Below are 22,588 nucleotides of genomic sequence, written 5' to 3' on the forward strand. Positions count from 1 at the left end.
AGCTGTCTAGACGACGCCGCCGCGGGCCGGACATGTCGGAGCACCGGATGGCTGCTGTGCAGCACGGGCGCCAGACAGGCCGGCGCCAATAATCAGGGACGTGGCTCCGCCGATCGTGATGTTCCATGCCATCGCGCGCCCCTTTCTCTGCTCGATTACCGTTGCGCCAGCCATCGGCCATCCGCGCGAATTTGTAAAGCCGCGCGGCCGATCCGCGTCACCCGCGTCGCTGTCGTTGCACGGGTTGAAGGCAGGAACGATAATCACCTCTCTTAAGCCTGCGCGGGAGAATGCCCGATGGACCTCGTCATGACAGTCGGCAGCGTGCTCGCGGTTTTCATCCCGGCACTGATGCTGCCGGGGCCCGATTTCGTCGCGGTCGTGCGCTCTGCGATGACGCGGGGATCGCGGGCCGGCCTGGCGACGGCGCTGGGCGTTTCGCTCGGTCTCGGCTTCTACGCAGGCCTGAGCCTGATCGGCCTGTCGGCGATCCTGACCCAGTATCAATGGCTGACCTGGTTCGTCCGCATCCTGGGCGGCGCCTATCTCGTCTTTCTCGGGCTGCGGCTGATCATCAAGCGCCCCGATCCCGTGGAGATCGCCGGCGGAGCGCCGCGCGAGCGCAGTGCGCTCCTGTTCGGCTTCTTTGTCACCCTGACCAATCCCAAGGCGATCGTCCTGTTCGCCAGCGTGTTTGCGACGGCGGCGTCCGGCGCCATGCCGTCGTGGGTCATGGTGCTGATGATCGGCCTGGTCGTTGCGAGCTCACTCGCCTGGTATTCCGCCGTCAGCCTCTTCATGGCTTCGCCACCGATCATGGCCCGGTTCCGCGATGTCCGTCACCGTATCGAGCGGCTGGCCGGCGCCTGCTTCGTCGCGATCGGGCTGAAGATCATGTCGGATGCGCGGAGCCCGGTCGCCGCCTGATGGAAAGGGCGCGACCGGGCCGATTGGCGGTCCAAGGCGTCAGACGAAGAGGTCGACCAGTTCGAAGCGCTCCACGTCGACGATGCCCTTGTCGGAGATGCGCAGGCTCGGAATGACCACCAGCGCCAGCAGCGAATGCTGCATATAGGCGTTGTTGAGCGTGCAGCCGGCCGCGCGCATGGCCGCGATCAGCCGGTCGGCCTTTTCCGCGACGATCTCGGCCCGTTCGCTCGACATCAGGCCGGCGATCGGCATTTCGACCAGCGCCTGCTCCTTGCCATCGGCGAAGAAGACCACGCCGCCGCCGACCTCGCCCAGCCGGTTGGCGGCCAGCGCCATGTCGTCCTCGGACGTGCCGACGACGATCATGTGGTGGCTGTCATGGGCGACGGTGGAGGCCATGGCGCAGCGCCCCGTGTAGCCGAAGCCGGACACGAAGCCGTTGACCAAGTCGCCGCTCGCCCGGTGCCGCTCGACCAGCGCGATGCGGCAGACGTCGTTGTCCGGATCGGGCATGGCGATGCCGCCCTGCACCGGCACCTTTGCGGTCAGCGCCCGGGTCGGCGCCTGGTTCTCGACCACCCCGATGACCCGCGCCTCGACCGTCGCGCCCGCGCCCTTCGGCGCGGCGACGCGGAAGTCGTCCGCCGTCAGCGCCCGGCCGAGCTTCACCGTGTCGATGGCGCTGTCCGGATAGGCATGGGCCGGCATGTCGGCTTCCAGCTTGCCGCCCGACGCCAGCCGCACGCCGCGGCCATAGACGGCGTCGATGGTCAGATCGCTCAGATCCGAGACGATCAGGAAGTCCGCACGGCGCCCCGGCGTGACCGACCCGATTTCGCGCTCCAGCTTGAAATGCTCGGCGGTGTTGATCGTCGCCATCTGGATCGCGGTCATCGGCTTCAGCCCGCGCGAGATGGCATGCCGCACGACGCGGTCCATGTGCCCCTCGCGGACCAGCGTGCCGGAATGGCAGTCGTCGGTACACAGGATAAAATGCCGCGAATCGAGACCCATCTCGGTGATCGCCCGCACCTGTTCGGCGACGTCGTACCAAGCCGAGCCCAGCCGCAGCATCGCCTTCATGCCCTGGCGTACCCGCGCGGCGGCATCTTCCATGCGGGTGCCCTCGTGGTCGTCCTCGGGACCGCCGGCGACATAGGCGTGGAACGCGCGGCCGAGATCGGGCGAGGCATAGTGTCCGCCGACCGTGCGTCCGGCCTTCCGGGTTGCCGCGATCTCGCCGACCATCGTCGGGTCGTTGGCCGCCACGCCGGGAAAGTTCATGACCTCGCCGAGGCCGATGATCGCCGGCCAGCCCATCGCCTCGGCGACATCCTGCGGGCCGAGGATCGCGCCGCCTTCCTCGAGCCCCGGCGCCGACGGCACGCAGGACGGCATCTGCACCCAGACATTGACCGGCTGGGCCAGCGCCTCGTCATGCATCAGCCGGACGCCCGGCAGGCCCAGCACATTGGCGATCTCGTGCGGGTCGATGAACATCGAGGTCGTGCCGTGCGGAATCACCGCGCGGCAGAACTCGGTGACGGTCACCATGCCGCTCTCGACATGCATGTGCGCGTCGCAGAGCCCCGGCATGATGAAGCGCCCGGCGGCCTCCACCACCTCGGTATCCGGCCCGATCATGTAGCCGGCGTCGGGCCCGCAATAGGCAAAGCGCCCGGCGGCGACCGCGACGTCGGTCTGCGGGATGATCTCGCCGGAATGGACATTGACCCAGCGCGCGTTGCGCACGACCAGATCCGCATGGGTCCGCCCCATCGCCACATCGACGAGTTGCGGTGCCACGGCCTCGAACGGGGGCACGCTGGTGGGTAGATCGGTCATGGAATGTCCCCGTGGAGAGAGCCCGGCCGCCGCTGCCAGTCCGTGATCGGCGGTCACACATTGTGGTGATCAGTGCCACTGATGGCCCGCATGAGGAGCCATCGTTCGCAAATTGCAGCAAGAACCGGCACTAAGTCGTTCTGTCTGCTGGTGCGGGCGGCGGGACTCGAACCCGCACGGGACGAAGCCCGAGGGATTTTAAGTCCCTTGCGTCTACCATTCCGCCACGCCCGCGCCGCCGCGACCTCAACCAAACGGGGTATCCGTGTCAAGATTCGTGGACCGAATGTCACACTGAAACAAAAAGCCATCGCGAATTGCGGCAAAAATGAGTAACGTTGCGTAACCGGCGGGCCAGAAGCCGGACCACACGAGCATGGGAGACCGACGCATGACGGAGCACTCCAGCCGTTTCGGAGACACCGCCCGATCCGCGCGCATTGCCCGCGTGGAAAGTGTCGACAGCGCCAGTACCGATGCTCACGAAGCGCAGGGTTTCCTCGTCCGGTTGAAGAAGCAGAACGCGGCCCTGACGCGCCTGCTCGATGCGCTGAATTTCGAGGGCAGCGGCTCGCTTCAGGAGACGCCGAACAACTGAGACGCGCGCGTTTCGGCACGTTTGGCTGCGATCCTGCGGGGGCAATCAGCCCGCAATCATGACGCAGGCAAGCGTCATCATGTCTTTGCGCCGTCTATCGGAGTAGCGGTCGCCCGAGCCATATCGGACGACCACCCTCGAGGGGCATCTCGTGTCCCTCGCCGTCCCCAAAAATCCGGCCTCGTTCAGGCCGCGACCTTCGCGGCAATCTCGGCGATGTGCCGTCCCTGGAAACGGGCGCCGTCGAGCTCGATCTGGCTGGGCATGCGCGAACCGTCACCCCTGGCCATGGTGGACGCGCCATAGGGCGTGCCGCCGACGATCTCGTTCATGTCCATCTGTCCGGCGAAGGCATAGGGCAGACCGACGGCCATCAGCCCGTGATGCAGCAGCGTCTTGATCACCGAGATCAGCGTTGTCTCGTTGCCGCCATGCTGGGACGCGGACGAGGTGAAGGCACCGCCCACTTTGCCGACGAGCGCGCCCTTCGCCCACAGCGGGCCGGTGCGATCCCAGAACGCCTGCATCTGCGAGGCCATGTTGCCGAAGCGGGTCGGCACGCCGACGATGATGGCGTCGTAGCTGGGCAGGTCCATCGGGTCGCATTCCGGATGGGCGTAATCCGTCTTGAAATGTGCCGCCGCCACAACTTCCTGCGGGGCCGTCTCGGGGACGCGCTTGATGTCTACCGTGGCGCCGGCGCTGGTCGCGCCCTCGGCTACGGCCTCTGCCATCGCCTCGATATGTCCGTAGCTGGAGTAGTAGAGTACGAGGACTTTCGCCATCGGTTCGCTTCCTTTCAGAAAATGTCGTGGAGTCTGGAGGCCGGATGGGCTCTGGCCCTTACCTAGTCGGATTGCCGGCATCCGAGAGGTGGAAATGTTGCAACGCACCGTCACCCCGCAGAAGCAAAGCGGCGCATTGCTGTTTCGCGCCGGGCCTTGCCTTGCGGCGCCGAACGCCCTCATTAGCGGTGCTGCAGCGCCGTCCGGACCGGGTGGTGCCGCTGAGAATCGATCGAGCTGTGGAGGGCGCGGACGCAGTCCGTGCCGTGGTCCCAGCGCAGTGCCGGAGCTTCGCCATGAGTGCCCAACCCGCCGCGACTGCCGCGATGCTCGCCATCGGCGACGAGCTCCTGTCCGGGCGCACCAAGGACAAGAATATCGGCCATCTGGCGGAATTCCTGACGCTCGCCGGCATCGATCTCAAGGAGGTCCGCATTATCGGCGACGAGCCGCATTTCATCGCGGACACGCTCAATACCCTCAGGCGCAGCTACGACTACGTCTTCACCTCCGGCGGGATCGGCCCAACCCATGACGACCTGACCGCCGATGCGGTCGCCGCCGCCTTCGGGCTGCCCATCGGCGAGCATCCCGAGGCGGTCGAACTCCTGGCGGACTATTATGCCGGCCGCGGCCTCGACTTCACCGACGCTCGCCGCCGCATGACCCGCACCCCGGAGGGCGCGACGCTGATCGACAATCCGGTGTCCAAGGCCCCGGGCTTTCGCATCGACAATGTCTTCGTCATGGCCGGTGTCCCGCAGATCTTCCAGGCCATGCTGGGCAATGTCCTGTCGACGCTGCCGGCCGGCCAGGCCATCGCCAGCCTCGCCATCCCCTGCCCGTATGGCGAGGGCGACATCGGCGACCCGCTGCGCACCCTGTCGAAGGCGCACCCGGCGGTGACGATCGGCTCCTATCCGAAATTCGACGGGGACCGCTATTCCACCGAGATCGTCGTGCGCTCGCGCGACGATGCGGCGCTGAAGAGCGCCGCAGCCGCGGTGACGGCGATGCTCGAGGATCTCGGTCGGGCGCGCTCCAAGGAGTAGGACCGAGCCCGGGGGACCGGCGATCTCCTCCCGATCCGACGGCGGCAACGTGTCCGTTTTGCCGCAGTGCTGCGGCCCTCGGCGGTTTTATGCGTGGAAACCGGCGTCCGTGACGCGTCCGCGGGCAACGCGGCTTGCATCGGCGGGATGATTCGATCTATCGCAACCGCTCCCTCCAGCAGCCCGGAAGCGCGTCATGTCCACGGTCGAGAAATCCTTCCCCGTCTCCTGGGACCAGTTTCACCGCGATGCACGGGCGCTGGCCTGGCGGCTGGCGAGCCAGCGCGACGACTGGCGCGCCATCGTCTGCATCACCCGTGGCGGCCTCGTGCCGGCGGCCATCATCGCCCGCGAGATCGGCACCCGCCTGATCGAGACGGTCTGCATCGCCTCCTACCACGAGTACAGCGAGCAGGGAGAGCTCAGGGTTCTCAAGGAGATCTCGCCGGAACTCCTGAAGGACGAGGGCGACGGCATCCTGATCGTCGACGACCTGACGGACACCGGCAAGACCGCCGGCCTGGTGCGCACCATGCTCCCCAAGGCGCATTTCGCCACCGTCTACGCCAAGCCGAAGGGCCGGCCGCTGGTCGACACCTTCATCACCGAAGTGTCTCAGGACACCTGGATCTTCTTCCCCTGGGATCTCGGCCTGACCTTCCAGGCGCCGATCAGCAAGAGCACCCTCGGCTGACAAACGCCACCCAGCGATAGAGCACCCTGGCCGGTCCGTTTCGGTGTCCGGCTGAAGGGGCGAGACGCGTCCGGGCGCCGATCTTCGTAGCCAGACACCGATTCGGCCGCCGCGCCCGGCAGATATGGCTTGGGCTTCCTATGCCCGCCTTCGCACCGTTGCCGGACCGCACCGGTGCGACATCAAGCGTCCGACGAAACAACCGGGCTCCGGCGCCTTCGCGGACTTGTCCCCGCTTTCAACCGCCGTCCACACTTGCGCTCGCCAGCCTCCCCCTGCGAGGTTGGCCGCGAAGCTGCGGACCCGCCCGAGTGCGATCCGGCGCGGGCTGGAGCGCCGGCCGGCAGGGCAGAACCGGCCGCGTGGCGCCAAGGCGTTAACCGCTGTCCACAGGCCCGTCGGGAATAGGTGGATAAGCTGCCGCCTCCGGTCGCAAACGCCCGATTCAGAGTCGCTTAACCACCCCGAATATACTATATCTAGTGTCGCCACCCGGGCCCCATACCACATGCGCCCGGTGGCGATTTTTCGAGACAACGCGCCGCGCGAAGGGGTTTCCCTCGCCCGCTGGCGCGATTCGTTGCGGCAAACACGGAATAGACGAGGACCGTCATGGGCATGAAGATCGAACGCCGGTACACGAAGGCTGGCGAGAGCGCCTACCATTCGGTCGAGTTCCGCAAGGCGACGAGCGAGATCAAGAACCCCGACGGTTCGGTGGTCTTCCGCCTCGCCGGCATCGACGTGCCGGCCCAGTTCAGCCAGGTCGCCAGCGACATCCTGGCGCAGAAATATTTCCGCAAGGCGGGCGTGCCGAAGGCGCTGAAGAAGGTCGAGGAGAACGACGTTCCCTCCTTCCTCTGGCGCTCGGTCGCCGACGAGGAGGCGCTGGCCAAGCTGCCCGAGGCCGAGCGCACCGGCTCGGAGATGGACGCGCGGCAGGTCTTCGACCGGCTCGCCGGCACCTGGACCTACTGGGGATGGAAGGGCGGCTATTTCGCCTCGGAAGAGGACGCCGCCGCCTTCAAGGACGAGCTCGCCTACATGCTCGCCACCCAGAAGGTCGCGCCGAACTCGCCGCAGTGGTTCAACACCGGCCTGCACTGGGCCTACGGCATCGACGGTCCCGGCCAGGGCCATTACTACGTCGACTACCGCACCGGCGAACTGACTCGCTCGACGTCGTCCTACGAGCATCCGCAGCCGCATGCCTGCTTCATCCAGTCCGTCGCCGACGATCTGGTCAATGACGGCGGCATCATGGATCTGTGGGTCCGCGAGGCGCGCCTGTTCAAATACGGCTCCGGCACCGGCTCCAACTTCTCCTATCTGCGCGGCGAAGGCGAAACTCTGGCCGGCGGCGGCAAGTCGTCGGGCCTGATGAGCTTCCTGAAGATCGGCGACCGTGCGGCGGGCGCCATCAAGTCGGGCGGCACCACCCGCCGCGCCGCCAAGATGGTCGTCGTCGACATCGACCATCCCGATATCGAGAACTACATCTCGTGGAAGGTCCGCGAGGAGGAGAAGGTCGCCGCGCTCGTCACCGGCTCCAAGACCGTGTCCAAGCACCTCAAGGCGATCCTGTCGGCCTGCGTGAACTGCGAGGGTCCGGACGGCGACTGCTTCGAGCCGATGAAGAACCCGGCGCTCAAGCGCGCGGTCAAGGACGCCAAGCGCGCCCAGGTTCCGGAGAACTACGTCAAGCGCGTCATCCAGTTCGCGCGGCAGGGCTACACCGACATCGAATTCCCAGTCTACGACACCGACTGGGATTCCGAAGCCTATCTCACCGTCTCCGGCCAGAACTCCAACAATTCGGTCTCGCTGAAGGACGACTTCCTGCGCGCGGTTGAGGAGGACGGCACCTGGGACCTGATCCGTCGCACCGACGGCAAGGTCGCCAAGACCCTGAAGGCACGCGAGCTTTGGGACCAGATCGGCTACGCCGCCTGGGCCTCGGCCGATCCCGGCCTGCACTACAACACTACCATGAACGACTGGCACACCTGCCCGGCGGCCGGCCCGATCCGTGCCTCCAATCCGTGCTCGGAGTACATGTTCCTCGACGACACGGCCTGTAACCTGGCGTCGCTGAACCTTATCCAGTTCCGCGAGGAAGGCCTCGACGGCCCGGAGGGCATCAAGCGCTTCGATACCGACGCCTTCGAGCATGCCACCCGCCTGTGGACCGTCGTCCTCGAGATCTCGGTGATGATGGCGCAGTTCCCGTCCAAGGAGATCGCGCGGCTGTCCTACGACTACCGCACGCTGGGCCTCGGCTTCGCCAATATCGGCGGCCTGCTGATGACCGCTGGCATCCCCTATGATTCCGACGAGGGTCGGGCGATCTGCGGCGCCATCGCGGCGCTGATGACCGGCGTCGCCTACAAGACCTCGGCCGAGATGGCCGGGCATCTGGGCGCCTTCCCGGACTACGAGCGCAATTCCGAGCACATGCTGCGCGTCATGCGCAATCATGGCCGCGCCGCCCATGGCATCGCCAATGGCTATGAGGGCCTGTCGGTCGACCCGGTCCCGCTCGACCATGCCTCGCTGCCCGACAAGCGCCTCTCCGCCCGGGCCAAGACCGCCTGGACCGATGCCGTCGAACTCGGCAAGAAGAACGGCTACCGCAACGCCCAGGTCTCGGTGATCGCGCCCACCGGCACGATCGGCCTCGTCATGGATTGCGACACCACCGGCATCGAGCCCGACTTTGCGCTGGTGAAGTTCAAGAAGCTCGCCGGCGGCGGCTACTTCAAGATCATCAACCGCGCCGCGCCGGAGGCCCTGCGCTCGCTCGGCTACACCGAGGCCCAGATCGCTGAGATGGAGGCCTATGCGGTCGGCCACGGCAATCTGAACCAGGCACCGGCGATCAATCCGGGCTCGCTCAAGGCCAAGGGCTTCACCGACGAGCACATCGCCGCGCTGAACGCCGCGCTCGGCTCGGCCTTCGACATCAAGTTCGTCTTCAACAAATGGACCCTCGGCGAGGCGTTCATGAAGGAGACGCTGGGCGTCTCCGACGAGCAGCTCGCCGACTTCGCCTTCGAGCTCCTGCCGTTCCTCGGCTTCTCGAAGAAGGACATCGACGCGGCCAACGTCCATGTCTGCGGCGCCATGACGCTCGAGGGCGCGCCGCACCTCAAGCCCGAGCACTTGGCGGTGTTCGACTGCGCGACCCCCTGTGGACGCATCGGCAAGCGCTACCTGTCGGTGGAATCCCACATCCGCATGATGGCGGCGGCGCAGCCCTTCATCTCGGGCGCCATCTCCAAGACCATCAACATGCCGAACGAGGCGACGGTCGAGGATTGCAACGCGGCCTACATGCTGTCGTGGAAGCTGGCCCTGAAGGCGAACGCCCTCTACCGCGACGGCTCCAAGCTGTCGCAGCCGCTCAACGCCTCGCTGATCGCCGACGAGGACGACGAGGACGAGGACGCCGTCGAGATGGCGACCGCGGCGCTCGCCTCCGCGACCAAGCCGGCCCAGGCCGCGGAAGTCGCCGAGCGCATCGTCGAGCGGATCGTCGAGAAGGTCGTCCGGGACCGCGAGAAGCTGCCGAACCGGCGCAAGGGCTACACCCAGAAGGCCATCGTCGGCGGCCACAAGGTGTATCTGCGCACCGGCGAGTTCGATGACGGCCGCATCGGCGAGATCTTCATCGACATGCACAAGGAGGGCGCGGCCTTCCGGGCGATGATGAACAATTTCGCCATCGCCATCTCGCTGGGCCTGCAGTTCGGCGTGCCGCTGGACGAATATGTCGAGGCCTTCACCTTCACCCGCTTCGAGCCGGCGGGCATGGTGCAGGGCAACGAGGCGATCAAGAACGCCACGTCGATCCTCGACTACGTCTTCCGCGAGCTGGCGGTCTCCTATCTGGACCGGCACGATCTCGCCCATGTCCAGCCGGAGGATTTCGGCGCCTCGACCCTCGGTCGCGGTGTCGAGGGCGACAAGCCGCAGCCGCTGCCGGTCTCCCACGGCATGGTCCGCGGGCAGACGTCGAAATTCCGGCTGATCTCCTCGGCCGAGCCCCAGGGCAACGCAGCCAACGCCCCGGCCGGCACCAAGCCGGTGACCACGGCCGCGCGGACGGCGGCCAACACCGCCGGCGGATCCCCTGCCCGCGTCACCGCTCGTCCGGCAACGGCTGCCGCCACGGCCACGGCTTTGTCGCCGACGGCGCTCGGCACGCCGGCGGCCGCCTTCAAGCGCGATTACGAGCAGGCGCCGCTTGCCGATCCGGCCCCGACGTCGGACACGACGCCGGCCCAGGGCCTGTTCGATCAGCCGCTGGCCTATGAGGCGAGCGCGAAGGACACCGCCAATGTGGCGGCGGCACCGTCGACCGCCGAACGGCGCTCCATCGCCATGATGAAGGGCTACACCGGCGACAGCTGCACCGAATGCGGCAACTACTCGATGGTCCGCAATGGCACCTGCCTGAAATGCGACACCTGCGGCTCGACCAGCGGCTGCAGCTGATCCGATCCGATAGATGTTGGGAATACCAAATTTGTGGAATCGGAAGCAAAGTTGTGAGCGCCTTCGACAAGGTAGGAACTGAAACCTAGGTTCGCGACGTCCTGAAAACGACGCCAATAGAATGACTTAACCTGCGCGGCACCGCCGCGCAGGAATGCAAGCAGGAACAAACAGGGATCACGGAAGCGCTGTCGGGGGACCGGCGCCCTGATGCGTCACCGGATCTCGCTCAGCGTCGCATAGGTTCGCTCGTGATCGCATGAAGCCCGCTCACCCCGCCGCCGCGGGGTGAGCAGTCGAGCATTACCGTCGGAAAATCCGGTTCTTCTCGACCATCGAACTTGTCAACACGCTCGAACAGGAGAAGGCCAAGGGCAAGGCCGGCTAACTGTCCGAGACCCTTGCCCGTCTCAACCTCGTGATCCCCGACGAGATTGGATACCTGCCGGAAGTGCCTCCGAAGGCGCGCTGCTCTTCCATCTGCTGAGCATTCCGGTTCGGGCCGAAAGCCAACCGGCAGCTTTCTGGACGGTATGGCCGATAGCTGTCGTACCGCTCGCGACCCGTTGCTGTCGACAGGGCAGACTTGCCTCGTACCCATAAGCGAACGCGGCCCTAACTGTCACCGGATCATCTCAGAACGGGCGGGAGGCCGTATGTTCGAAGGCTTCGAGCTGGAGCGGATCCAGCTTTCTAATGCGACACTAAGAGTTCGCATGGGTGGCAGTGGTCCGCCGCTCCTCTTGCTTCATGGTCATCCGCGCACCCATGCAACATGGCATCGGGTCGCCCCAGTCCTGTCCGATCGCTTCACGGTGGTTTGCCCCGATCTCCGTGGGTTTGGCCAATCCTCAAAGCCACGGGACACGCCCGATCATTCCGGCTCTTCCAAACGGGCCAAAGCACAAGACTGCGTGGAACTCATGCACCACCTAGGCTTTGATCACTTCGGGCTCGTCGGCCACGACCGAGGCTCCTACACGGCGTTCCGCACAGCAATGGACCATCCCAACGTCGTCAGCCGTCTTGCGATCCTGGACGGCGTCCCCATTGCGGAAGCGCTCCATCGCTGCGACGCACGTTTTGCCACCGCCTGGTATCACTGGTTCTTCTTCGCGCAGCCCGAGAAGCCCGAACGCGCGATCCTGGCCGACCCGGACGCTTGGTATGGCGGGACTCCGACTGCTATGGGCGAACAAGCCTACGCGGACTTCCATGCAGCGATCCACGATCCTGCAACCGTTCACGGAATGATTGAGGACTACCGAGCTGGACTTGGTATTGACCGGGCTCATGACGAGGCCGATCAGACGGCGGGCCGCAGGCTGGCCTGTCCGCTTCTGGTTCTCTGGTCAGCACGCGATGACCTCGAAGAACTTCACGGCGACATTTTGGGCATCTGGCGAGGTTGGGCCGACGACGTGATGGGTCGCAGCCTCGACTGCGGCCACCACATGGCCGAGGAAGCGCCGGAGGAACTGGCTGTCGAGTTGGGAGCGTTTTTCAGCCACACGTAGCCGTGTCCGCTTTGGCTCTTTAGCGTCGTCAACCGGACTGGCAGCAGCCCACCCGGGTCGGAAATGATTTCCGATTCCGGTTCGGGCCGAAAGCCGACCGGCGGCTTTCTGGACGGTATGGCCTGTAGCTGTCGTACCGCTCACGACCCACGTCAGGCACTTAAGCTATCGCTGCAAAATCCCGATTGCTTTCATTTAATTCGGCCATCGTCATCTCGTTTGCGGTCTCCGGTGACATCCCAACAGCGGGGGCGACGTTACCGAATGCACCTAGGCTGATCAGGACGAGCGAACGGAGCATGCGGTCGATCAGAAGCCCTGACATATGTGCCGACAAGGGCTGGGAGCCCAAGCCCAAGAGTAGCAGATCGACTTGGTCATCCAGCCCGCCGTCGGCGGCAAACGAGGCTTTTTAGTTCAGAGGTGTAGGCTGTCATCCAGGCTAAGATAACCATGAGGATAGTTGGAATCCCCGGTGTCCGAACACGTGCCCGTGCGCATAAGGGAGCGGTTCCAGTCCAAGATCCTCGGGCAGCATAGCTGTAATGGCAACAGGCTCGTTATGCGGAATACATGGCACCCAAGGCTTCATAACAGCCCTCCTATATTCAGCGCACGCCAGTCACATGTACGATCTGACATTACCGCAGTAGCTTCCCGATCTCAGCCGCTAGCTGCGCTTGGGTATACGGCTTCCCGAGCCTCGGCAGCTCGATTTCAGAACCGGACGGCATCTCTGCGAATCCTGTGGCCAGAAGCATCGGCAGGCTTGGACGAAGCTCATGAACCGCACGGGCAAGCTGACCGCCGTTCATCCTCGGCATCGAAAAGTCCGTGATCATCAGGTCAAACTGCTCACCGGCGTTCAGAATCTCAAGCGCTTTCGCTCCAGAACCCGCCTCGACGACTTCGTGACCGAGATCTTCGAGCATGTCGACAGTGCTCATCAAAATCAGCGGATCGTCATCTACTATCAGGATCCGGGAACTGACGGTCACCGCCGAAATTTCGAGATCTGGCTCGGCAGCCTGTACTTCGCCTGCGCCGGCGGCGACCGGAAGCCAGAGCTCCGCACGCGTCCCTATGCCAACCGTGCTTGTCAGCCGCAGCGATCCCCCGAGTTGTTCGGCAAGACCCTGAATCATCGACAGCCCGAGACCGGTTCCCTTGCCGACGCCCTTTGTTGAATAGAAAGGCTCGGTCGCCCGCTTCAGCGTCTCCTCGCTCATACCAGAGCCAGTATCGGAGACTGAAAGTCGCACGTAGGTGCCCGATGGCAGCACCATCGCTTCGAACGTATCCGGCACGTCCACCTCGATCGTTAGGCTGCCGCCGTCCGGCATTGCATCACGTGCATTCACTGCGAGATTGAGCAGAGCCAGCTCGAGCTGATTGCCGTCGACGAAAGCCAGAGGCATGCCTTCTGGAAGTACGACATGCTGCTCGATTGTCGAGCCGAGAGATCGGTCCAAGAGGTCCGCCATTCCCCTCACGAGCTCGGAGAGGTTCGTCGGAGCGAGGGTGAGCTCCTGCCTTCTCGCGAATGCCAGAAGTCTCTGGGTGAGTGCGGCGCCACGCTGCGCGCCCTTCACAGCTCCGTCGACCAAGCGTTCAGCCTTCGCATCGAGCGTCATATGACGATGCAGAAGTTCGAGGTTTCCCAGGACCGCCATGAGCAAATTGTTGAAGTCGTGCGCGATGCCGCCCGTAAGCTGACCGATCATCTCCATCTTCTGCGCCTGCCTCAGAAGAATTTCCGTCCGCTCCCGCTGCTCAACCTCCATCACCAGTTTTTCGTGAGCCAACTGCATTTCCGCCGTCCGCTCGGCGACACGCGTCTCCAAAGTCTCGTTTGCCTGCCTGAGCTGATCGTCGCGCTCGTGCAATTCGACGATACGGGCACGAGCCTCGAACTGCCTTTCACGACTTCTCGAAGCGGTCTTCGCAAGACTGATGAACGTCGAGGGATGGAATGGACGCTCGAGGAAAGTCACGTTCCGCAGAAGTTCGGCAAGCTGCGTCGTCGCAGGATTTCGCTGCGAACTTTCCGAACGCCGCGTCAGAATGATGAAGGGGTAGTCCGACCACGCATTCTGTGTAGTAAGGCGGTCGTGCAATGGCTTGAGATCGACGCCCCGAAAGGATTCCTCGGTCACGATCGCGAAGCCGCTGCCGTCGCCGATCCGGCAGATCAGTTCCTGGCAGCTCTCACATACGACCGGCTGAAGGCCGACATCCTCTATGATTCGCGCGGCAATGGCAGCGTCCCTGCCGCCGGGCGACAAGATGAGGGCAATCAGTGCCGACATCCCTACAGCATGCCCTCTGGAACAGACCTCGGTCCGCCTTCCGAGGTGCCGATGAAAGTAGGTACACCGCGAAGCACGCCTTGGAACTCCTTCAGCGGCTGTCCGAGGACCAGGCCAGTCACTCCGATCTTGTACTCACGGATGGTATCCTCATGTAGACCCGTTCTCTTCTTGATTACGGAGACCGCCCGACGGACATTGCCGAGAGCTTCAAAATATCGGAGTAGGATGACGGTGTCCGCGATGTACGTCAGATCTACAGGGGACTTCATGTCGCCGACGAGACCATGCTGCGCGACCGTCAGGAAGGTGGTTGCCCCACGCCGGTTCAGGTATTGGAGCAACTCGTGGATGTGCAGCGTCAGGGAACCTTCAGCCGGCATCGCTGCTTGATATCCGTTGAGGCTGTCAATGACGACGGTTTTTGCATTCGAACTGTCGACGCGATCCCGGACACGGTGAGCAAATTCGCCAGGGGAAAGCTCTGCCGCATCGACCTGCTCGATCAGCAGCAGCCCTGCATCCCTCATCGCCTCGAGGTCCATCCCCAAGGCCTTCGTCCGGTCGAACAACAGGCCGAGCTCTTCATCGAAGATGAACATCGCCACCCTCTCGCCTCTCGCGACGGCCGCGACGGCGAACTGGAAGCAGAAGGTGCTCTTTCCGGTACCGGCAGGGCCGAGGACCAATGTGCTAGAACCCTGCTCTAGCCCGCCGCCGACCAACGCGTCGAGTTCCGCAATCCCGCTCGTCAACTGCGTCCGGGTAAAAGGAATACGGTGCTCGGACGCGACAAGCCGTGGAAATACCTGCACGCCGCCATTCTTGATGACCATGTCGTGGTAGCCTCCACGAAAAGACTGACCGCGATACTTCATGACGCGAAGCCTTCGGCGTTCCGAACCGTATTCTGGCGCAAGTTCCTCCAGTTTGATCACGCCATGCGCAATCGAATGGACAGTCTTGTCCATCGTGTCAGTCGTAAGGTCGTCAAGCAGGAGGACGGTGACGTTCTTCGTGGCGAAGAAATGCTTCAGTGCCAAGATCTGCCGGCGGTAGCGAAGTGAACTCTGTGCGAGCAGGCGTATCTCGGAAAGGCTGTCGAGGACGACACGGGAAGGCTGGATGCGCTCGAAGGCGTCGAAGATTGCCTTCGTCGTCTCGCCCAACTCCAGGTCCGAAGAATACAAAAGGCTCTGCTGGGAATCCGGATCTAACAGGCTTTCGGGAGGGACGAGCTCGCTTACCTCGATCGTATCGCCGAGGTCCCAGCCATGCGATCTCGCGCCGGCCCGCAGTTCCTTCTCCGTCTCCGACAGTGTGATGTAGAGGCCCCTCTCACCGATCTCAGCACCGCTCATGAGGAAGCTGAGAGCAATAGTGGTCTTACCGGTGCCAGGACTGCCTTCCATCAGGAAGACGTGGCCGGGAGCCAAGCCACCGACGAGGATGTCGTCAAGACCCGCTACGCCCGTCTTCGCTTTGATAACTGCAGTTTCCATAAGAGCTCCATGCAGGGTATGGGCAATGCAGTTTCCAATCCGCATGGTTGATCGGTAGCCGCAGCTACGGATGCTGGCAATCGGTAAACCTGCGATGAAGCGAACTTGGACGCAAATCGACCGCGGGCTTCATATGTCGCGTGCAAGGCGGCCATTTCGTAACCGGGAGACGGTGTTCGCTACACGCTCGACGGCACAATCTGATCACGATCCGTCATCTCCGATGATCACCAATAATCGTCAGGGGCCTCACTTGGCAAAATGCCGCCTGATCAGAACAGCTTGAACGTGCAACTGGCAGGTTGAGACTATACCGGCCGCATAGCGTACGGATGGCTTCCACCCGGGTCGGAAATGAATTCCGAATCCGGGTCATGGTGGCGAATGAACCTCCTTCGCATCCGATGGCGGGGATCGGCGCGGCGGTGACTTGACTTTGACGGCCGCCCTGGCTGAATGCCGGAATGGGGATTGCGATCACCCCACGAGGCCCCGGCCGAAGCATCGCGTCCACTCATCCATTCATGGAAGGACGCGTCATGGCTTCTACGATCGCCATCACACACGCCAAGCTTGCACGCCTCGTCGGCACCCCGAAATGTCCGTTCGTCGTCGATGTGCGGACGGAGGAAGACTTCGCCGCCGACCCGCGGCTGGTGCCGGGCGCGGTGCGCAGGGATCATGCGACGGTCGCGACCTGGGCGGCGGACTTTCGCGCCAGAGCGGTCGTCGTTGTCTGCCATGCCGGCGCCAAGCTCAGCCACGGCGTCGCCGCCTGGCTGCGCCATGAAGGTGTCGCCGCCGAAGCGCTGGAGGGTGGCCACGAAGCCTGGTCTTCTGCGGGCCTGCCGGTCGTGCCGGAAGCCTCGCTTCCCCGTCGGGACGGCCAGGGTCGGACCGTCTGGGTCACCCGGGCCCGGCCGAAGGTTGACCGGATCGCCTGTCCCTGGCTGATCCGACGCTTCGTCGATCCGTTCGCGGTGTTCCTATTCGTCCAGCCATCCGAGGTCCAGGCGGTCGGCGAGCGCTTCGGGGCCGCGCCGTTCGACGTCGAGAACGTCTTCTGGAGCCACCGCGGGGAGCGCTGCACGTTCGACACGATGGTCGAGGAGCTCGATCTCGCGACGCCGCCGCTGCTCCGGCTTGCGACCCTGGTTCGCGGTGCCGACACCGCCCGACCGGACCTCGCCCCGGAAGCAGCCGGATTGCTAGCTGCATCGCTCGGCCTTTCGCGGATGTACGCGAACGACCTCGAGCAACTGGAGGCCGGACTGCTCCTCTACGACGCGTTTTACCGCTGGTGCCGCGACGCGACGGACGAGACGCACAACTGGCCCGTTCGGAAGGCAGGATTGTGAGATGACCGACTTGCCCGCCTCCCGCCATGACGCGTCCGGATCCGCCCGCACCCCAGACCATGGGATTCCCTTCAGTGAAGCGGTCCGCGTCTGGGCGAAGATCGCCTGCCTATCCTTCGGCGGTCCGGCGGGTCAGATCGCCGTAATGCACCGCATCCTCGTCGACGAGAAGCGATGGATCGGCGAGGAGCGGTTCCTGCATGCCCTGAACTACTGCATGCTCCTCCCCGGGCCCGAGGCCCAGCAACTCGCCACCTATCTCGGTTGGCTCCTGCATCGCACGAAGGGCGGCCTCGTCGCCGGGGCCTTGTTCGTCCTACCGGGCCTTGTCGCCATCATGGCGCTGTCGTGGGTCTATGTCGCCTTCGGCAATGTCGGCATCGTCGCCGGCCTGTTCTTCGGACTGAAGGCCGCGGTCCTCGCGATCGTGCTGGAAGCGGTCAACCGGATCGGCCGACGGGCGCTGCGCAACGGCATCATGGTCGCGATAGCCGGTGCGGCCTTCGCCGCGATCTTCCTCTTCGACGTGCCGTTCCCGGCGATCATCCTTGCCGCAGGGACCATTGGATACGTCGCCGCCCGTGCAGGACTTCCGGCCTTCTCAGGCAACGGCGGTCACGGACCATCGAAGGGAGCGACAGTGTCCGACGCCGACTCCGCGCTGGGCCAAGCGGTGCCGGATCACGCCCAGCCGAATGTTGCCTGGGCGCTGCGCATCTCGGGGGTGTTCCTGGCGCTCTGGCTGATCCCCGTCGCCCTGCTTTTGATCGTGTTCGGCACCGGCAATGCCTTCGCCGACATCGCGGTGTTCTTCAGCCAGATGGCCGTGGTCACCTTCGGCGGCGCCTACGCCGTTCTCGCCTATGTCGCGCAGCAGGCCGTCGAGCAATATGGCTGGCTCGGACCCGGCGAGATGCTGGACGGGCTGGGCCTCGCGGAGACGACGCCGGGGCCGCTGATCATGGTCACCCAGTTCGTCGGCTTCCTCGCCGCCTTCCGGGACCCGGGAAGCATGAACCCCTACCTCGCCGGTACCCTCGGCGGGTTGCTCACGACCTGGGTGACGTTCACGCCGTGCTTCCTGTGGATATTCCTCGGCGCGCCCTACATCGAGCGGTTGCGCGGCAACCGCGCGCTCTCCGGCGCACTCGCGGCGATCACCGCGGCGGTGGTCGGGGTGATCCTGAACCTGGGCGTCTGGTTTGGGATGCACGTCCTCTTCCGACAGGTTGATGAAGCCCAAATGGGTCTGCTTTCCCTCGATGTTCCGGTCCCTTCGAGCGTTGACCCAATGGCCCTACTGCTTTTTGCCGCAGCCGCTCTGGCGTTATTCCGACTTAACATCGGCATCCTGCCGACTCTCCTGGGAGCCGCGGGTGCGGGAGCACTCTGGCATCTAGCAGGAGGGTTGATCTGAGACGGCCCAGAAGCTCAACATGCGTCCGCTTTTCTCTCATCGACGCTGGAGAACTGCCTGGCCGCTTTCCACCCGGGTCGGAAATGATTTCCGGTTCAGCATTGGGCCGTAAAGAGACCGTCCACTTAGGTACGCAGATATGAGAGTTGTTGTTCAGCAGAGCCCGTGGCCCTCGCGCTCTGCCATTTGTTGCCAAACCAGTCCCGGACTTGGGAATTGGGCGCGCGAGCGAAGCGGGTCACGCTCATTAAGACCCAAATCCTCAGGATACTCGGAATCGGTTTCTGACGATTCGGACGGTGGATTACATCAGCAGATCGCATCCAACGGTGTAGCGGCGTCACGAGCTATTCGCGGAGCAGATGCAGCAGATCGCGCGCCTCAACGACGTCCCTCAGATTGTCACCCTCGATTACTGAGTCGAGGGCACTCACGAGCGCTGACAATGACACTCCCGAATTGTCGCCCCTCGCCATGCGGAGCGCGGCGAGGTCGCGGGCCGCTCGTAGCTTGAACCAGTGGGCGCCTTGCCAGTCCGCCGTAGCGCAAGCGCGGCCGAGGGCCTCTTCTGCGGCATCGACGTCGCCCTCATGGAGAAGCCTGCACCCATGAAGACGTTGAATTTCGGATAGCATGAACTCCTCACCTGCGTGCGCGGTGCAGGCAAACGCCTCTTCGACCAGTTCCACAGCGTCCGCCGTGCATCCCAGATGGAGCGCCGCGTCGGCGGCGACCGCATCCCAGGTCGCGACATGCAAGCGCGCGCCCGTCCGCTTCCACCTTTCGATGCCGTCGCGTGACTGTTTGAGGGCTGACACGCCTCCGCCCAGCAGCACTTTTGCCCAACCGATGAAGATGTTGTCGTGCGCGGCCCAGAAGACAAAGCCGTGCTTCTCGCTCAGCCGCAGGTTCTTCTCTGCCTGTTCCAGACAGCTTTCTGCATCCCGCCGCAAGAAGAGAACCAAGCTGCGAATGGCACCAGCGAAAACACTGGCGATCGGGAATTCCAGCGCATCGGCATCGCCGATGGCCGCCTCGATCCGGGCAAGGCCGGTGGCTGGCATGCCTTCGACCGTATCGATCCACCCGAGATAGAGATGTGCGATCAATTCCGGATTCTCGCCGTGGTCGAAGAGAGATTGCTCCGGCGACCATGGCGTGGGGTCAGAGAGCACGGCCTCCAACGCCGCACGCGCCTCCGGCAAACGACCTTCCGACTTGCAGTTGGAGCCGCGGGCGCGTCGGGCAAGCCGCAACCAGTCTCCCCGACCGCAGGTTTCGGCCAGATCGATGAGCTGATCGGCGAGCGCGGCGCTGCGCGTCAACTCCCCCTGATCGTAGACGCAGTTCCAGAGCGCGCGCAGCACCGTGAAGCGGCACGCATCGTCCCGAAGTTGCTCAGCGAGCGCGACGGCAGGCGTCAAGGCCGCCTCGACATCCGGCGAGGCATAGCCCCGCACCGCGATGAGCGGCACACTGAGGGCAACACGTGCGTCCAGTTCTCGCGTCGCGCGATCGGGTCCCTCGGGAAGTCTCTCCGTGAGGGCGAGTGCGTTGGAAATGGCGCTCACCGCCTCCTCATTGGCGCTGCGATGGGTGGCGGCACGGCCGGCGGCCACGAAGCGATCGATAGCTTGTGGCAGATCGCCAGCTTCGGCCGCATGGTAGGCGATCAGACTGTGGGGCGCCCCGTCGGGACGCGCGGTGAGCGCGGCCGCGATGACTCCGTGAATAGTTCGGCGGCGCGAATGCAACAGGCTGGCATAGGCGGCGTCACGGACCAGTGCGTGTTTGAAGACATGGTGAACGGCGGGAGCGGCGCCGCGGCGGAAGACCAACTGGGCTTCGGCCAGCCGATCGAGCGCCTCGTCGATTTGCGCCCCGGGCAGGCCGGCCACGGCCGCGAGCAGCGCGTAATCGAACTCGCGGCCGATGCACGCGGCGATCTGCGCGACTTCGCGAACGCCCGGCAGTCGATCGAGGCGGGCCATGAGGCTGTCGTGCAAAGAAGCGGGGATGGCGGCGAGCGAGGGGCCCTGGCTGCCGGACTCGATGACGGCTCTGGTCAGTTCCTCCATGAAAAGCGGCACGCCGTCGGTGCGGGCTATGATCTCTTCCAGGATCTCGCTCGACGTCGCGGTATCACTCATCAGTTCCCTGATCAGCTCTTGCGCGGCGGCACGGCTCAGCCGATTGAGCGCGAGCCGGGTGACATGGGGATGGGCCGTCAGCCGCGGCCCACCCTCTGGACGGCTGGTCATAAGGATCATCACTGGCCGGTCGCCGATCGCGTCGAGAACGAGGCCGTAGAGTTCCAGCGTGGAGGGATCGGCCCAATGCGCGTCCTCCAGCACCATGAGGACCGGACGGGCGCGAGAAAGGCCCACAGGTTGGGCAGCAAGCGCCTGCAGCGTAATCACACGGCGTTGCTGCGGACCGAATCGCTCGAAAATTTCGGAGTCTGGCGGGACCAGACCAACGGCGTCGGCCAGCGCCGGCAGCGCGCCGATCGTCTCCTCATCGCCCTTCGCCAGCAGTGCAGTCAGACGATTAAGGTTCTCTGGATTTCCGACATCGGGGTCGAGCCCAGCCGCGTGCCGTAGTTGCTGGACCACCGGCCAGAGCGGTGTATCGGCGTAGTAGGGCGAGCATTGCTGGCGAATCCGGAAGTGATGCGTGCCTTCCAGACGACGCAGCAATTCCGCCGTGATCCGCGACTTGCCGATGCCGGCCTCCCCGGTCAGGAGTACGCACTGCCCCTCGCCGCCCCTCGCCAGCTCCCAGCGCTCAAGCAGGAGCGACAACTCAATCGCGCGGCCGCAAAGCGGCAGCAGGCGATGACCCTCCCGCGCCTCGAAGCGGCTTACGAGCATCTTTTCGCGCAGGACGCGGAAGGCCTCGACCGGCCGGAGGTAGCCACGCAGCCTCAGCGCCGGCAAGGGCTCGACCTCGAAGTGTTCGCCTGCGAGATGACGCGTCATCGCCGAGATCACCATGGCGGAGGGGGCCGCGATCGATTGCAGCCGCGCGGCGAGGTTCGGCGTATCGCCGACGACGGTGCGCTCGCGCGCCTCGTTGTCGCCGATGAGGTCGCCGACCACGACGGGACCACTTGCGCAACCGACGCGAACGGCGAGCGGGATATCCGTAGGGGAAGCGAGGCGCCCGGCCGCCTCGACGACCGAAAGGCCGGCGCGCAACGCCATTTCGACCTCGTCCTCGCGCACGCGCGGCCAGCCGAAATAGGCTAGCACGCCATCCCCCATGAACTTGGCGACATGGCCGCCGAACCGAGCGATCTCGCCCGCGACCGTGTCCTGGAACCGACGGATCAGGGTCGCCATCTCCTCTGGGTCCAGACGCGCGCCGAGTTCGGTGGAGCCGACGAGGTCAACGAACATGACGGTGATCTGCCGCCGTTCGGCTGCACCGTCTGACGGCGGTTCGGCGTCGACAGGCCGCGCCGGCGTCGCCTCGTGCAGCGCCTTTAGCAAGCGCCGGCGCTGTCCGAGCGTCAGGCCGAGTTCCTGCAGGTCGGATTCGTCGAGCTCACGCAAGAGCTCCAGATCCAGATCCTCCTCAATCAGGCGCGGTGCCAGAGCTTCTAGGCCGGCCAGGCGCAACCAGGACTCGAGCCCTTCGGGACGGTCGTGGTCGGTCTCCGCACCATGATCGGTTCTTCGTTCCAAGTTCCCGCCATCCGAGCCTAGCCCCACGTCAGGCTAGCACGTTTGGGGCGGCCGTGCGGGTACGGCATGGTATGGCACCGCTGCAGGAGAGGAAGTTGACAATAGCGCTATGTGGCTTCACCCACTTCCAGCAGGAGTTGTATTTTAGCTGCCTGCAAATAGCGTCTTAGAAATCTGCCGACGCATACGATAATTCATAACGCTCTCGTCGCATGGGCCAATTTCAGTTCGCGTTCCATCGGCGGGATACTGTAGGCAAACTCGTTTAGCTTGCGCACCCACCGCTGACGAGATCAGCCGTTGAAGCCACTCGATGTCAGCTATAGACGATCGCGGAACTGGCTCTTATGCCTGAATTGGGCGCAACTAAGCCGTTGGCAGGGCTCGGCGGCAAG

13 protein-coding genes, 1 tRNA gene and 1 pseudogene are annotated in these 22,588 nt (G+C 64.4%); 9 read left to right on the forward strand and 6 right to left on the reverse strand.

Going from position 1 to position 22,588, the window contains the following annotated elements; genetic code table 11:
* Positions 1–297: 297 nt before the first annotated feature.
* Positions 298–927, forward strand: a complete 630-nt coding sequence (locus tag J3367_RS17835; protein ID WP_024351777.1) for a LysE family translocator — start codon at positions 298–300, stop codon at positions 925–927.
* 39 nt (positions 928–966) lie between these two features.
* Here J3367_RS17835 and ade read toward each other — a convergent pair whose 3' ends face one another.
* Positions 967–2,775 carry an adenine deaminase gene (gene ade / locus J3367_RS17840; protein ID WP_024351778.1) on the reverse strand — a complete coding sequence of 603 codons (1,809 nt, stop codon included), beginning with the start codon at positions 2,773–2,775 and terminating at the stop codon, positions 967–969.
* A gap of 148 nt (positions 2,776–2,923) precedes the next feature.
* Positions 2,924–3,009, reverse strand: a tRNA-Leu gene (locus J3367_RS17845).
* 157 nt (positions 3,010–3,166) lie between these two features.
* Between J3367_RS17845 and J3367_RS17850 the strand changes: the two genes are divergently transcribed.
* Positions 3,167–3,373 (forward strand): hypothetical protein, encoded by a 207-nt coding sequence (locus J3367_RS17850; protein ID WP_024351779.1) that lies wholly within the window; start codon positions 3,167–3,169, stop codon positions 3,371–3,373.
* A gap of 185 nt (positions 3,374–3,558) precedes the next feature.
* Here J3367_RS17850 and wrbA read toward each other — a convergent pair whose 3' ends face one another.
* Entirely contained in the window at positions 3,559–4,158 is a 600-nt protein-coding gene (gene wrbA, locus J3367_RS17855; RefSeq protein ID WP_024351780.1) for an NAD(P)H:quinone oxidoreductase, read from the reverse strand.
* Between the two features lie 296 nt (positions 4,159–4,454).
* Between wrbA and J3367_RS17860 the strand changes: the two genes are divergently transcribed.
* From J3367_RS17860 to J3367_RS17880, 5 genes and pseudogenes are all read left to right on the forward strand, one after another.
* On the forward strand, positions 4,455–5,210 hold the full coding sequence (locus J3367_RS17860) for a competence/damage-inducible protein A (RefSeq protein ID WP_024351781.1): 756 nt from the start codon (positions 4,455–4,457) through the stop codon (positions 5,208–5,210).
* Between the two features lie 196 nt (positions 5,211–5,406).
* A complete protein-coding gene (gene gpt, locus J3367_RS17865; RefSeq protein WP_009209626.1) occupies positions 5,407–5,904 on the forward strand; it encodes a xanthine phosphoribosyltransferase in 498 nt (165 codons plus the stop codon).
* 618 nt (positions 5,905–6,522) lie between these two features.
* Positions 6,523–10,401: a vitamin B12-dependent ribonucleotide reductase gene (locus tag J3367_RS17870; RefSeq protein ID WP_024351782.1), complete on the forward strand. Its 3,879-nt coding sequence runs from the start codon at positions 6,523–6,525 to the stop codon at positions 10,399–10,401.
* A 292-nt stretch (positions 10,402–10,693) separates the two neighbouring features.
* Positions 10,694–10,890: pseudogene (locus J3367_RS17875) on the forward strand (ATP-binding protein); the annotation flags it as partial.
* Positions 10,891–11,057: 167 nt separating this feature from the next.
* On the forward strand, positions 11,058–11,918 hold the full coding sequence (locus J3367_RS17880; RefSeq protein WP_024351783.1) for an alpha/beta fold hydrolase: 861 nt from the start codon (positions 11,058–11,060) through the stop codon (positions 11,916–11,918).
* Between the two features lie 641 nt (positions 11,919–12,559).
* Here the strand turns inward: J3367_RS17880 and J3367_RS17885 are convergent.
* Both J3367_RS17885 and J3367_RS17890 read right to left on the reverse strand, forming a co-directional pair.
* Complete coding sequence (locus J3367_RS17885; RefSeq protein WP_024351784.1) at positions 12,560–14,227, reverse strand: ATP-binding protein; 1,668 nt, start codon at positions 14,225–14,227, stop codon at positions 12,560–12,562.
* 2 nt (positions 14,228–14,229) lie between these two features.
* Positions 14,230–15,729, reverse strand: coding sequence for an ATPase domain-containing protein (locus tag J3367_RS17890; protein ID WP_024351785.1), 1,500 nt, complete (start codon positions 15,727–15,729; stop codon positions 14,230–14,232).
* A gap of 539 nt (positions 15,730–16,268) precedes the next feature.
* On the opposite strand from J3367_RS17890, the gene J3367_RS17895 reads away from it, so the two are divergent.
* Positions 16,269–17,087, forward strand: coding sequence for a chromate resistance protein ChrB domain-containing protein (locus J3367_RS17895; protein ID WP_024351786.1), 819 nt, complete (start codon positions 16,269–16,271; stop codon positions 17,085–17,087).
* 1 nt (position 17,088) lies between these two features.
* Entirely contained in the window at positions 17,089–18,504 is a 1,416-nt protein-coding gene (gene chrA / locus J3367_RS17900) for a chromate efflux transporter (protein ID WP_024351787.1), read from the forward strand.
* Between the two features lie 347 nt (positions 18,505–18,851).
* Here chrA and J3367_RS17905 read toward each other — a convergent pair whose 3' ends face one another.
* Positions 18,852–22,193, reverse strand: coding sequence for an AAA family ATPase (locus J3367_RS17905; RefSeq protein WP_024351788.1), 3,342 nt, complete (start codon positions 22,191–22,193; stop codon positions 18,852–18,854).
* Positions 22,194–22,588: the final 395 nt, after the last annotated feature.

Source organism: Aurantimonas sp. NFXS3 (genome assembly GCF_049132005.1).
GTDB lineage: Bacteria > Pseudomonadota > Alphaproteobacteria > Rhizobiales > Rhizobiaceae > Aurantimonas > Aurantimonas coralicida.